At 62.2% G+C, this 13,364-nt stretch carries 12 protein-coding genes and 2 pseudogenes; 6 read left to right on the forward strand and 8 right to left on the reverse strand.

The genetic code is table 11. The features are described 5' to 3' along the window. Nucleotides 1-88 precede the first annotated feature (88 nt). Both INT29_RS17020 and INT29_RS17025 read right to left on the reverse strand, forming a co-directional pair. Nucleotides 89-766, reverse strand: coding sequence for a fasciclin domain-containing protein (locus INT29_RS17020; protein ID WP_193072566.1), 678 nt, complete (start codon nt 764-766; stop codon nt 89-91). Nucleotides 767-1,026: 260 nt separating this feature from the next. After that, the gene (locus INT29_RS17025) at nt 1,027-2,643 is read right to left on the reverse strand and encodes a molybdopterin-dependent oxidoreductase (RefSeq protein WP_193072567.1); all 1,617 of its coding nucleotides are present in this window, start codon (nt 2,641-2,643) and stop codon (nt 1,027-1,029) included. Between the two features lie 124 nt (nt 2,644-2,767). On the opposite strand from INT29_RS17025, the gene INT29_RS17030 reads away from it, so the two are divergent. The 3 genes from INT29_RS17030 to INT29_RS17040 all read left to right on the forward strand — a co-directional run bounded on the left by INT29_RS17030 (nt 2,768) and on the right by INT29_RS17040 (nt 5,083). Then, nucleotides 2,768-3,268 (forward strand): OsmC family protein, encoded by a 501-nt coding sequence (locus INT29_RS17030; RefSeq protein WP_101572093.1) that lies wholly within the window; start codon nt 2,768-2,770, stop codon nt 3,266-3,268. Nucleotides 3,269-3,468: 200 nt separating this feature from the next. After that, complete coding sequence (locus INT29_RS17035; protein WP_101572091.1) at nt 3,469-4,152, forward strand: trimeric intracellular cation channel family protein; 684 nt, start codon at nt 3,469-3,471, stop codon at nt 4,150-4,152. Between the two features lie 67 nt (nt 4,153-4,219). Then, the gene (locus tag INT29_RS17040; protein ID WP_193072568.1) at nt 4,220-5,083 is read left to right on the forward strand and encodes a PPK2 family polyphosphate kinase; all 864 of its coding nucleotides are present in this window, start codon (nt 4,220-4,222) and stop codon (nt 5,081-5,083) included. A 25-nt stretch (nt 5,084-5,108) separates the two neighbouring features. Here the strand turns inward: INT29_RS17040 and INT29_RS17045 are convergent, their stop codons facing one another. Both INT29_RS17045 and INT29_RS17050 read right to left on the reverse strand, forming a co-directional pair. Next, nucleotides 5,109-5,531, reverse strand: a complete 423-nt coding sequence (locus tag INT29_RS17045) for an OsmC family protein (protein ID WP_101572087.1) — start codon at nt 5,529-5,531, stop codon at nt 5,109-5,111. 52 nt (nt 5,532-5,583) lie between these two features. Continuing rightward, nucleotides 5,584-6,009, reverse strand: a pseudogene (locus INT29_RS17050) (isochorismatase family protein); the annotation flags it as partial. 169 nt (nt 6,010-6,178) lie between these two features. Here INT29_RS17050 and INT29_RS17055 point away from each other — a divergent pair. Further along, nucleotides 6,179-7,453, forward strand: coding sequence for an MFS transporter (locus INT29_RS17055; RefSeq protein ID WP_193072569.1), 1,275 nt, complete (start codon nt 6,179-6,181; stop codon nt 7,451-7,453). 95 nt (nt 7,454-7,548) lie between these two features. On the opposite strand, the gene kynU is transcribed toward INT29_RS17055, so the two are convergent. Continuing rightward, nucleotides 7,549-8,832 carry a kynureninase gene (gene kynU, locus INT29_RS17060; protein ID WP_193072570.1) on the reverse strand — a complete coding sequence of 428 codons (1,284 nt, stop codon included), beginning with the start codon at nt 8,830-8,832 and terminating at the stop codon, nt 7,549-7,551. Between the two features lie 131 nt (nt 8,833-8,963). Between kynU and INT29_RS17065 the strand changes: the two genes are divergently transcribed. Further along, entirely contained in the window at nt 8,964-9,446 is a 483-nt protein-coding gene (locus tag INT29_RS17065) for an Lrp/AsnC family transcriptional regulator (RefSeq protein ID WP_319020931.1), read from the forward strand. 90 nt (nt 9,447-9,536) lie between these two features. Here INT29_RS17065 and INT29_RS20800 read toward each other — a convergent pair. Further along, nucleotides 9,537-9,719, reverse strand: a pseudogene (locus INT29_RS20800) (type II CAAX prenyl endopeptidase Rce1 family protein); the annotation flags it as partial. 6 nt (nt 9,720-9,725) lie between these two features. Continuing rightward, a complete protein-coding gene (locus INT29_RS17075) occupies nt 9,726-10,175 on the reverse strand; it encodes a hypothetical protein (RefSeq protein ID WP_193072572.1) in 450 nt (149 codons plus the stop codon). A gap of 194 nt (nt 10,176-10,369) precedes the next feature. Here INT29_RS17075 and INT29_RS17080 point away from each other — a divergent pair, with 194 nt between their 5' ends. After that, nucleotides 10,370-10,939: an OsmC family protein gene (locus INT29_RS17080; protein WP_101572074.1), complete on the forward strand. Its 570-nt coding sequence runs from the start codon at nt 10,370-10,372 to the stop codon at nt 10,937-10,939. A 40-nt stretch (nt 10,940-10,979) separates the two neighbouring features. Here INT29_RS17080 and recQ read toward each other — a convergent pair whose 3' ends face one another. Next, on the reverse strand, nt 10,980-12,815 hold the full coding sequence (gene recQ / locus INT29_RS17085; protein ID WP_193072573.1) for a DNA helicase RecQ: 1,836 nt from the start codon (nt 12,813-12,815) through the stop codon (nt 10,980-10,982). Between the last annotated feature and the right edge of the window lie 549 nt (nt 12,816-13,364).

The following is a 13,364-nucleotide window of genomic DNA, read 5'->3' on the forward strand; positions in this document are numbered from 1 at the left end:
CCGCACATCGAGTGAAAAAGGTGGTGGCCAAGGGCCGATCCGAGTGGTCGGAGTCGGTCCTTGGCCACCACCCTGTGAAGCCCAAATGTCACTTAGAGGGCATCATCACACTGTCGACCATGTACACAGTGGCGTTCGAGGTTGCGACTCCGCCGCAGACCAGACCGGCATCGTCGAACTTGAGGTCGTCGCCCTTGCCGGAGATCTTCACCTTCGAACCCTCGACGGTCTCGTGCTCACCGGCGATCTCGTCAGGGGACAGCTTTCCCGGGATGACGTGATAGGTGAGGACCTTCGTCAGCATGTCCGAATCCTTGGCCAGCGCATCCAGGTCGTCCTTGGGCACATCGGCGAAGGCATCATCAGTGGGTGCGATGACGGTGAACTCGTCACCATTGAGAGTGTCGACGAGGTCGACATCGGGGTTGAGCTTGCCCGAAACAGCCTTGGTCAGCGTCTTGAGCATCGGGTTGTTCGATGCCGCGGTGGCGACAGGGTCCTGGGCCATTCCCTCGACAGATCCGCCGCCGTCAGGATTGGCTTCGGCATACGCCGCGCAATCCGGTCCGACGAGATCCCCGCCGGCCATGGCGTCATCGCTTGACTCTTCGGGTACGTCAGGGCTTTCTGCGGTGTCACTTGACTTGGACTCGGAATCACCGGAATCGGAGTCGGAGCCCATGTCCGAGCAACCGCTCAGAGCCATGAGACCGATCGCGCCAGCGGCCAGGATGGTGGTGGTGCGAGTGCGAAGCAGCGTTTTCATCGTTCTTCTCCTAATTGAAGTGGTGCATCAACGGTGGTGCGTATCAGCGCACAGCTCTGAAGTTGCCTTCATTGCTCGCTGTGTATCTGGTATTCGCAGCCCATGACGTTCTGGATGGGTGAAACTCAAACATTCTTTGGATTTCTTTTTGACGGAGTCCTCCGCGTAGTCCTAGGACCTGCGCAGATCGGCCCCAGCCTCCGCCTGTAAGCGTTGATTGGGGCCGTGGTGGTGCGGTGCGTGCCGGGCGGAGGCTCGCTCTACTCAACACTGAACTGGATGTGGTGGTGACCGGTCGCGGAATTGGGAATGGACTTCCTGCGCTTCGGGGTCTGGACGTTTCCGTCCTGATCGATCGCACGGACCGTGACGGTATGCAATCCTGTATCGACGTCGCTGAATCCCGTCTTCCACTGGCGCCAGGTATCGATATTCACCTCGTCACCGAGCTCAGCAGATGTCCACTCTCCATCGTCGAGTTTCACATCGACCCGCTTGACGCCGCTGCGCTGCGCCCATGCCGTGCCGGCGACGGCCACATCACCGGCCGATACCTTGGCCAACGGCTTCGGCACTTCGACCCTGGACGCGACGAGGATGGGCGCCTTGGCGTCCCACCCGCGGTCGGTCCAATACGCGGTCTTCTCATCAAAGCGAGTGACTTCGAGTTCGGTGACCCACTTGGTGGCTGAGACGAATCCATACAGACCGGGAACGACGAGGCGGGCGGGGAACCCGTGTTCGGGAGGGAGCGGACTGCCGTTCATTCCAACAGCCAATAGGGAGTCCCGGCCATCGACGAGAGCCTCGATCGGGGTTGAGGCGGAGAAGCCGTCGAAGGAATGGGAGAGGACCATGTCTGCGTTCTTGTGGGGTTTCGCTCGGCGCAGCAGCTCACGCACCGGGTAGCCCAACCAGGTGGCGTTGCCGACCAGGTCACCCCCGACGGGGTTGGAGACGCAGGTGAGCGTGATGTGATGCTCGTCGAGAGGAAGGTCGAGCAGATCGTCCATCGTCAAAGTCACCTCCGACTCGACCATGCCGTGGATCCGCAGCGACCAGTCCTCAGGGTCGATGACAGGAGGTGCCAGTGCTGTGTCGATGCGGTAGAAATCCTGAGGATCCGTGACGAAGGGGGTGAGGCCTTTGACATCCGGATGGGCATTGGAAGGGATCGGAGGAGCCTTCTTGGCAGGCGTTGGCAACACCAGTTTGGCAGCTGCCGCACCAGCATCCAGAGTCAAGGAGGCGACGGTCTGTCCCGCCGCCACCGCAGCGGCACCGACTGTACCGATGATGCCGGTGATGACGAAGAAGCGTCGCCGAGAGGGCTCTGAGGCTGGTGCCTCGGTCGAGTCGGCGGGGGAAGGCCCGGGCGTGGACGAGCGAGCGGGTCGGGCAGCTGCAGGGAACTTCGCGGGAGCTGCGGATGCCGTTCCGGTCTCAGCCCGGCTTGTTCCCGAACTCATGAGGATGCGGAAGACGGCCAGGCCCACGACGAGTCCGATGAGCGTTGGGATGATGTCGATGACACTGGACTCGGGTCGGATGAGAATGACTAGGATGGGAACGAGCCCGGCGGTGCACAAGAGCACGGTCGCTAGGCGGAGTCGGTGAGAGGCCAGCCAGCCGATCAGCCCTCCGAGCACCAAAGCTGCGAGTCCTGTGGTGAGGATGAGGAAGAGCTTGTCATTGGTGCCGAAGAGGTCGATGACAGGTTTGACGATCTCGGTAGGGGTGAGCGGAATGATCGTCTGACCCAGCGCCAGCAGAGGGGCCGCCTGAGGACCGAATGCCCGGGCGATCAGATCGGCGGCACCGAACAGGACAAGGGTGGCGACAATCCCGGCAAGGGCGGCGCGAAATGGTCTTCTCATGCCGGATATTCGGAGCCGACGACGATCCGGATGGGTGATTCGGGAGCGAAGATTCGCTGCTGCGACTCGTCCCGTTCACGAAATTGTCAGTGAACTTGCCGTCAAGCTGAAGTAGCATAGTGCAATGACTGAGAACCCAGGATACGCCGAGCCGCAGGCGCCAAGCGGAGACTCGGACGAACCCAGAAGCGCAAGCGCTCCCATCTATACTGCCAAAGTCGAGAACCTCGGCGGGACCTCGGGTGAAGTGCGAGTCGAAGACGGTATGACGCTGTCGACGGCCCCCACCTCGCACACCGATCAGGGCAGCAACCCGGAGCAGTTCCTCGCCATGGCGTGGAGCACCTGCCTCGGTGAAACCCTCAAGGTGGTGCTGGCGGTCAATGATGTCGAAGCTCTATCCCGAGTCCGCGTTGAGGTCGACCTGCACGGTGAGTCCAACGCCGGATTCTACTTCGTGCCTCGAGCCTATATCTCCATCGAAGGCGTCTCCGCCGCAGACGCGGAGAAGTACGCGGGGCGGGCCCACGCTCGATGCCCGATATCGAAGCTGCTCAAGGGGCAGGGCAGCCCGAGCGTCGAAATCGAAGAATACAAGAACCCGGACAACTTCCAGCTCAGCTGAGCCTGTTCCCGGCACGGACGAGCACGTTCCTGCACGGACGAGCACCGTGCACTCCACCTCGGCGCACCTCACTGCTCCGGCGCACTGATACTACAGAGGTAGCCAGACGCCGAGAACGACAGACGTGGCGTCGGCAATGCTGACCACGCACCGTCCGGCGCGTGGGGCGGGCCCTCGATGTGTCGGAAGGAGAATCAGTCGTGGACATTCAAGAAGCGGTCTTTCTCGCACTCGACCTCACCGGCACCTTCGTCTTCGCCGTCTCCGGAGTCCTCCTGGCCGCCCGGCGCGGCTTCGACATCACCGGAGGCTTGGTCCTCGGACTGCTGGCAGGCATCGGTGGAGGCATGATCCGCGACGTTCTCCTCGACCGGGTGCCGAACGCGCTGGGTCAACCGATCTATCTGGCTACTCCGCTGTTCGCCACCTTGCTCATCTATCTCATCGGCAAACACGTTTCCCGCGCCCGGATCTGGATTGTGACCTTCGATGCGATCGGGCTCGCCATCTTCAGTGTCACCGGAGCGACGATTGCCCTCGGTGCCGGTGCGAATTACTCTGCGGCCCTGTTCATGGGGGCTTTGACTGCCTGTGGCGGCGGGCTCATGCGCGATGCGGTGGCCAGTGAGGACCCGGCGATCTTCAGCGGCACCGACCTCTACCTGATTCCCGCCCTCTTCGGATCGGGGCTAACGGTCATCGCCGATGCGCTGAACCTGCTCGGCGGTGTGGTTTCGCTGATCATCGCCGCACTGGCATTCGGCTTCCGAATGCTGGCGTGGAAGCTGCAGTGGCGAGTTCCACAGCCGATGCGCCGATGGTCTTATCGGGAGACGCCGAAGAAGATGAAGAAGCTGCCCTCGGTGTTTCGCAAGCCCGACTGACGGCGACGATCCCTTGTAGATCAGCACAGATATAGACGCTGACCTCCCTGCCTGCAAAGATGAACTCATGAGCGAAAAGACAGCGCTGAGTTGGACCGAGGATCCGGAGTCGCTGCTGCGGGCATGCGAAGGGTTTCGGCTCGATGATGTTGATCCGCGTTCGACCCCCGGCTACGAAGGCAACAAGAAATCCGGACGCAAGGACCTCAAAGCCTGCATCCCCGAACTCGACGATCTTCAGGAACGACTCTTCGCGGCTCATCATGAGGAGGAGTCGGGGCCAGCGGTTCTCCTCGTCCTCCAAGCGATGGACACGGCAGGCAAGGGCGGGATCGTGCGCCACGTCGTCGGATCGGTCGATCCACAGGGCGTGGAGCTCGCTGCGTTCAAGGCGCCGACGAAGGAGGAGCTCTCCCACGATTTCCTCTGGCGCATCCGATCGCGCGTGCCCGGGCCTGGCATGATCGGCGTCTTCGATCGCTCCCACTACGAGGATGTGCTCATCGGCAAAGTCCGCGAGCTTGCCGACGACGAAGAGATCGAGCGTCGCTACGCCGCCATCAATGACTTCGAGGCCGAGCTCGCCGAGGCGGGTGTGCGCATTATCAAGGTCATGCTCCACATCTCTCCCGATGAGCAGAAGGACCGACTCATGGAGCGTTTGGACCGCCCCGACAAGTACTGGAAGTACAACCCGGGTGACGTTGATGAGCGCCTCCTGTGGCCCGATTACATGAAGGCTTATCAGGCGGTGTTCGAGCGCACCTCGACCGAGGCGGCGCCTTGGTACGTCGTCCCCGCTGACCGCAAATGGTACGCACGTCTGGCGATCCAGCGACTCTTATTGAATGCGCTGCGGAGTATCGACCCCCAGTGGCCTGCTGCGGACTTCGAGATTGAGGTCGAACGGGAACGGTTGGCCGAAAGCTGAGGCTCGGTTGCGGCGAGGGTGGAGTTCAGCCGCGGCGGATGCTGAAATCCACGTTGGTCGGGTGCTCGACGGTGCGCGAGACCGTGCAGTACTTGTCATGGGACAGGCCGACGAGCCTCTCGATACGCGCATCGGCTTTGCGACCATCCTCGTCGTCGGGGAAAGCGAGGTCGAAGTCGAGGTGGACGTTGTCGACTCGAGATGCACCGTCTTCATCGATCTTGTCGGCCGTGGCCGAGACATCGAAACGCGTCGGCTCAGTGTGTCTGCTGGTCACTGTGTCGACGTCGATCGAGGAACAGCCTGCGACGGCCGCGAGCAGCAGCTCAACGGGTGTCATCAGGCCCTCACCACGACCGAATTCGATGCTCGCACCACTTGGGGCCGTGGCCCGGTAGTGGTTCTCGGCGAGGCGGGTCAGTTCGATGCTGCGCGTGTCATCACTCATGGACTCATCATGTCAGGAAACGATGAGCGGTGTCTGGACGCGAGTCGCCGGCTCACTCGCCTGTGCCCGGTGCGGTGAAGTCGACCCCAGCCGCTTCCTGGACGCGAGCGGTCCTGCCTGGTCCTGACTCGAAGCCCCAGCAGAGATTCGTATGGGCAACCACCTTCTCCGGAGGCGCAGCTCTCCAGTCGCTGAGATCTTCGGTGGTGTGGGCGTCGGAGACGAGCGTGACATCGCAGCCGCGGGCAAATCCGCCGTGGATCGTCGACCTCGCGCACGCATCGGACTGGGCGCCGGTGACGATGAGGTGTTCGACGTTCTTAGACGCCAGAACATCCTCGAAGTTCGTTTTTTCGAAGGTGTTGCCGTGCGTCTTCTCCACTATAGCTTCGTCGTCGGCAGGGGAGAGGGCCTCGACGATCTGCCACTGCGGTGAACCCGTGGGCAGTTCTCCAGAGGTGTGTTTGACCCAGATGACTTCGGTGTCGTTGACATCTGATCTTCCTTGATCATGTCAACGGTGACCCCATACAGGGGTCAGATCAAGGGCCCTGTCCATAAAAGAACCAGGGCCGCCTCGGCGGTGTCAGGATTCCACGGTTCGGGACCACCCACTGATTTCACGCAGGTGGTGCCAGAATGGGCGGGTGAGCGAGACCCGAGACGAATCTTCCGACACCTCCCCGAATCCGCGCCGGTTCGGGGTGCTGCGGAGCTGGAAGACCGCGCCCTATCTGGTCGGATCCGGCATGGCGATGATGGGCGACAACATTGAGCACGTCATCACCTACTGGGTGCTGTGGCAGAAGTTCGAGTCCCCGGCCCTCGTGGGATTCCAGCTCATCAGCCACTGGCTGCCGTTCCTACTCCTGTCCGTTTATGCCGGATCGTTGGCTGAACGCTTCGACTGCCGCCGACTCATCCAGATCGGGCAGGTCATGTTCATGGTCGTGTCCCTGTGCTGGGGCATCCTGTTCCTCACCGATTCGCTCCAACTGTGGCAGGCCTGCGTGCTGCTGATCATCCACGGCCTGGCCGGATGCCTGTGGGGACCGGCCGAACAGATGATGCTCTACGACTTCGCCGGACGCAGCGAGCTGCCCAGCGCCGTGCGCATCAATGCGACCTTCCGCAGCCTCGGCATCCTGTTCGGACCCGTTGTCGGCTCGGCGCTCCTGCTGTCGTTCGGGCCGACGTGGGGCATCTTCATCAACATCGTCTTTTACCTGCCGCTGACGATTTTCCTCATGCGCACACCCTTCACCGGCCATACCAGGAGCGGTGGTCTGCGGGCAGCGAGGACCACACTGATCCAGTCACTGCGGGTGCTCGTCGACGTCCGCCACAACCGGGCGATCATCAGTATGCTCTTGCTGGCTGCGCTCGCCTCGATCACGATCGGGGCCGTGTTGCAGACGGCGATGCCGGTCTTCGGCGATATCTTCACCGGCCCCGGCGGAGACAGTGACTTCACCTACGGTCTGCTGCTTTTCGCTCTTGGTGCCGGAGGTGTGCTCGGCGGGTTCTTCCTCGAGGCCACAGGCTGGGTGCGACCAACGCCCGCGGCAGCAGCGGTCGCCGCGGCAGGGTTGGGAGCGAGTGCGATCGTCTTCGCGTTCACCTCGCACCTGTGGCTGGCGTTGGCGGTCCTCGTCCTCGCTGGGGTCTGCAAGATCACCGCCGAGTCGACCGAGATGGCGATCATCCAGCTCGAGGCCCCGACTGAGATTCGGGGCAGAGTGATCGGCTCCTATTCGATGTTCGGGCCCGGAATGCAGACGTTCTCCGGTGTCACCGTCGGCGTGCTCGGCACGATCGCGACGATCCCGCAGGCTGTGACGATCGGCGGCTCGGTCTTGGCCATCGGCGCGATCGGGATCGGTGCGTACGTGTTGGCGGGACGGGAGCGGCGCGTCGGATAAGCGAACGAATCGGGCTGAGCAACCTCAGGGGACCACTCCAAAGCGAGGTTGCTCAGCGCCCGGAAGGTTGCCGAGAGGCTATTGAGCCACACCGATCACGTGACGGCGCCGCGGACCTTGTGCGCAGGGGCGTCCCAGAGCCGGTTGTCGAGGATGTCGCGCAGCGCCTCGACGGTGTCCCAGACATCGGTGAAGCCGATGTAGAGCGGAGTCAGGCCGAAGCGCAGCACTTCAGGCTCGCGATAGTCGCCGATGATTCCACGTTCGATGAGAGCGCTCATGATGGCAAAGCCCTCGGGGTGCGTGATCGAGACCTGTGAGCCGCGATGGGCGTGCTCGCGTGGAGTGACGATCTCGACGGGATGATCGGCCAATCGAGAGTCGACGAGCTCGATGAACAGGTCAGACAGCTGCAGGGACTTCTCTCGCACCGCGGCCATATCGACCCGGCTGGCGATGTCGAGTCCCAGCTCGGCCATAGACATCGAGATGATGCCCTGCGTGCCGGTCAGGTACCGGCGAATACCGTCGGCCGGAGCATAGTCCGGTGACATCTCGAAGGGCTTCGCATGCCCCCACCAGCCCGAGAGCGGCTGGGTGAAACGATTCTGCAATGCCTCGGAGACCCAGATGAAAGCGGGTGAGCCTGGGCCGCCGTTGAGGAACTTGTATGTGCAGCCGATCGCCATGTCCGCACCGGACCCGGCCAAGTCGATCTCCAGCGCACCCGCCGAATGGCACAGGTCCCAGATCACCAAGGCACCACCGTCATGGATCTCCGAGGTGGTCGTGGTCATGTCGAAGAGCCGACCCGTGCGGTAGTTCACGTGGGTGAGAACCACGAGAGCCACCTCGTCGGTCATTGTGTTCGGGAACCCTGCGCTCACCTCGGCGTCATCGACCAGGCGGACCTCGTAGCCGGCATCAAGCTGCTCCGCCAAGCCCTGAAGCATGTAGATATCGGAGGGGAAGTTCTCCCGCTGAGTGAGGATGACACGACGATCGGGCGCATCTGCGGACTGCATCTTCAGCGCGGCCGACGCGGCTTTGAACAGGTTGATCGAGGTGGTGTCCGTGACGACGGTGCTGCCGGTCCCACCACCGACGATGCCGGCAACTTTCTCGCCCAGCTTCGCCGGCAGGTCGAACCATCCGGCGGTGTTCCAGGACCGGATGAGCCCGGTCCCCCACTCGTCGGCGATGACCGTCTGAGCACGTTCGGCCGCCCCCTTCGTCCGGGCGCCGAGCGAGTTCCCGTCGAGATAGATCGTGTCGGAAGGGAGGATGAACTCGTCCTTGAAGCCGCGCAGCGGATCCGCGGCATCGAGGTGCTCGCAGGCCGCGCGATCGCGCGGGGCGGTGTGTGCTGAAGTCGTCATGGGTCACCTTCATCTGGTCGGGCACGAAGCCGGTATCGCCGGTGGCGGCGGGTCTCCTCATAGACTACCCAGATCACGGATACCATCGAATGGAACCGAATAGATGACGACAAAGGTAGAGGATTCTTGTGGTGAATTCGGAATTGATCATCGACCATCGTTCTGAATCGAAGGATTCCCACCTCGCCGAGGTGGACATGGCGATCCTGCGTGAGCTCAGTTCCGATGCCCGGATCTCCAACAAGGATCTTGCCGGCCGAGTGGGGCTGGCCCCGTCCACCTGCTCCGGGCGAGTCAGCGCCCTGCGGTCGCGCGGAATCATCAAAGGATTTCACGCCGACATCGACTTCGAAGCGCTGGGTCTGCACGTGTTCGGCATGATCTCGGTGCGGATGTCACCGGTCGGGCGGTCGAAGATGAACGCCGTCATCGTCGGACTGCTCCAGGCTCCAGAAACTCTCGAAGTCTTCCAGGTTTCGGGGGAGCGAGATCTGCTTGTGCACATCGCCACGGCCCATCCGGCCGGGCTGAATGCATTTATAAATGAGCATCTCTCGGACCCCGCGATCGCTCATACCCAGACCAGCCTCGTGTTCGGCCACCACCGCCCCTGAGATATGAGGTCCGACAGGATGCACGTCAGTTGAAGGCGACCTGCAGAAGGACCACCGACGCCATCGAGTTGATTCCTGGTGCAGACCCAGCGGTCCCCACAGATTGCGGTGGAATGTCCGCAGCAGCGCGAGGCAAAGACCCAGCGCAAGCATGTAGGGCAGAAGGATCGGCACACCGTGGCACAGCGCGAAGACGACTGTGCTGATCGGAACTGCCCCCTTCAGCCCGAGGTGGTCACGGACGAAGCCATAGATTACGCCGCGAAAGAACAGCTCCTCCTAGAGTGGGGTGATGATCCCGACGGCGGCGAACATCGAGATCGCAGCGATGGGGCCGACACTCCCTGCAATCGAGTCGGTCGATGAGTCACTGACGGGCTCCGAGCCTGTGACAGCGAAAACAAGGAGCTGTGCCCCGAGCACAACGATCACAGAGGCGTGGGCCTGCCACAGCAGATGGAAGAGTCGCGCGGTGGGACGGGGGAAGCCGATGGCTGATAAGCGGTGACCGCGGCGACGCAGAGTGAACGCCAACGCAATCAGCGTCCCGGTGCTCGGGACGAGCAGCACAGCGATAATCAGGCTTTCGAAATGTGCTCGGACTCCTGGAACGGTGAGCCCGACGGCGACGGCAGTCCCGAAGATGAGAGCAGCGATGCCAAGGACGGCGCCTGCCGAGATGAGGAGGGTCCTCTTCGAGAGTCGACTTCGCAGTGGGGATTCGCTCATGTCTCGGCCCTATAAGTCGCTGATCAGCGATGTTGTCATCCAGAAGTATGAGATTCGTGTCGAAATGCGTCCTCTCATTTCGTGCCTATGACGGACTGCGTCGAAATCTGACGAGCGGCCATCGCCGGGGAAGTTTGTGTTTCTAGTGTGGTGATCACGCAAACGATGATCACCCACTCCAAGGAGACGTACACATGACCGCCACAGCAGAAACCACCACCAACACAGGCGAAACCGTTGCCATCAGCGCTGAAGATCGCGCCGCACGACTGACCTCGGCAGATCAGGCCTGGAACGAGCGGATTGCAAGCTCGACGAAGAACGCTCAGCTGGTGTTTTCGGCCAAGGGATGCGCCCAAGGCTCCGTGTCCTCGGTCATCACAGCAGGAAAGCACACCTTCACCGTCGACGAGCCGGCACCGCTGGGCGGTGATGACGCGGCACCGAACCCCGTGGAATACGCCCTCGGTGCCCTCATCTCATGCCAGATCGTCGTCTACCGGCTGTACGCGCACAACCTGGGGCTGACAATCGAGAACCTCGAGGTCAGCGCAGAGGGCGACATTGACGTACAAGGCCTCTTCGGCGCCGATGACACGGTGCGGCCCGGACTCTCAGCAGTCCGTGTCAACGTCGACATCACGGGCCCGGACAGCGACGAGGCCTACCAGGAGCTGCAGACGACGGTGGACGCCCACTGCCCTGTCTTCGACATCTTCACCAACCAGACACCCATCGATGTCACGCTGAATAAGACGAACTGACGATCGCGAGCCGGCAGTCCTGCCGACAGTTGGCCTGCGGTCACCCCGCGCTGGACTCGAGAACTTCGAGAACGCCGGGTCCGTAGCGCTCGAGCTTCTTCAGACCCACCCCGCTGACCTGTCCCAGTTCGCCGATAGTGCTTGGTTTGGCTTCGACGATTCCGTACAGGGTGGCGTCAGGGAATACGACGTAGGCGGGGACGCCCTGTTCCTTGGCCTGATCGGCTCGCCAGGTACGCAGAGCTTCGAACAGGGCTGTGTCTGCGGTCCCGAGTTCGACCTCAGGGCCGCCTCGGCGCTTTGCTCCGGACTTTTTGGATCCCGACTTCTTCACAGGGTCCACTCGCAGGGATACTTCCACTTCGCTGCGCAGGACAGGGCCGGCGGCTTCGCCAACGACCAGTACGCCGTAGTCGCCATGGGATTCCAGGAGACCGCGGGCGAGGACCTGCCTGACCACGGTCTTCCACTGTGTCTCACTGAGGTCGTCGCCGATTCCCCAGACGCTGAGGCGTTCGTGATCGGCCGCGCGAGAGCGTTCATTGTCATTGCCGCGCAAGACGTCGATGACCTGTCCTGAACCGAACTTCTGGCCACGTTCCCGGTCGAGGCGAATGACCGCCGACAACAGTTTCTGCACGGCGACCGTTGCGTCCCAGGTCACTGGGGGTGTGATGCAGGTGTCGCAGTTGCCGCACGGTTCGGATTCCTCGTCGAAGTAGCGCAGAAGCTGCACGCGCCGGCAATCAACGGTTTCGCACAGAGCAAGCATGGAGTCGAGGTGCGACATCGCGCGTCGTTGATAGGTCCGATCGCCGTCGCCAGATTCGATGAGGCGACGCTGGGAGACGACATCGCCGAGGCCGTAGACCATCCACGCATCGGCCGGCAATCCGTCGCGTCCGGCACGACCAGTCTCCTGGTAGTAGCCTTCGACGCTGCGGGGCAGGTCGAGGTGAGCGACGAAGCGGACATCGGGTTTGTCGATGCCCATGCCGAAGGCGATCGTCGCGACCATGACGAGCCCGTCCTCGCGGAGGAATCGAGCCTGATGGTCGGCACGGACCTCGGAAGGCAGCCCAGCGTGATAGGGCAGGGCTTTGATTCCTCGGGCCACGAGTGCCTCAGTGAGCTGTTCGACCCCACGGCGGGATAGGCAGTAGACGATGCCAGAATCACCAGAATGTTCGGTGGTGATGAAGTTGATGAGCTGCGAGCGGCCGGACTGCTTCGGCTCGATGCGATAGGTGATGTTCGGGCGGTCGAAGCTGGCGACGAAATGCTGGGCATCGCCGAGGTGAAGACGCTCGGTGAGTTCCGCATGCGTGGCGGGTGTGGCCGTGGCGGTCAATGCGATTCGTGGAACATCGGGGAATCGTTCGGCCAACACTCCCAGGCCCAAGTAGTCGCTGCGGAAGTCATGGCCCCACTGCGATACGCAGTGGGCTTCGTCAATGGCGAACAAGGCGACCTGAGCACGCTCGAGCAAAGCCATCGTGCGCGGCAGGACTAGGCGTTCAGGCGCTAAGTAGAGCAGATCGAGCTCACCGGCCAGGAGCGCTCGCTCGACGTTCTGGGCTTCCTCGAAGTCAAGAGTCGAGTTGAGGTACGCCGCTCGCACGCCGAGGTTCTCCAGAGCAGCGACCTGATCTGCCATGAGCGCGATCAGTGGGGAGATCACCACGCCGGTGCCGGGCCTGACAAGGCTCGGGATCTGATAGCACAGGGACTTTCCGCCGCCGGTGGGCATGAGGACGACGGCATCGCCACCGCTCACGATCTGATCAACAACGGCCTGCTGCTGTCCTCGAAACTCGTCATAGCCGAAGACATCGTGGAGGACGTCGAGCGGGGAGGTTGTGGGTGCCGAGGTCATGTAATCAAGCCTAGTGGACGGGCCTGACTCGGCTGAACCGCCTATACCCAGGCTGAACTTCGTATACCCAGACCGCGCTGGGGCTGTGTCTACGGACCCAGCACGAGAGTGGACGTGGGGGTTTGAAGGCTGCGGGTACACCGCCTCTACAAAGTCTTCCTATAAACAATCGTCTTATATAGGGCCTTCGAACGGTCCGCGTAAAAGGTCTCCCAACGGTCCGTGCTGCATCCTGGCGGTAGAACACAGTCAGACTCCTAGAGCACAGTCAGGCTCCACCGAGTCGAACGCGCTGACTCCACGACTGCAGCAACTCAGACGCCCTAATGCCCGTACGCGCGCGCAACCCGTTTCCCTCACGTGTTCCCTCACGTGCGGGTGCAACCCGTTACGCGCTGTCTTCCGACGAACGCTACATTTCAAGGCAACAGCAGGCTCCCACCGCGTTTTCTCCAGCCCCTTGCTGACGTGTGGTGGGCGTCACTGTCAGTTTTCCGGTTTCGAGTTGCACGACGAGCCAGGCCTGGACTAGAGTAGTATCTCGTTGCC

This window comes from Brevibacterium sp. FME37 (genome assembly GCF_014897485.1).
Taxonomy (GTDB): domain Bacteria; phylum Actinomycetota; class Actinomycetes; order Actinomycetales; family Brevibacteriaceae; genus Brevibacterium.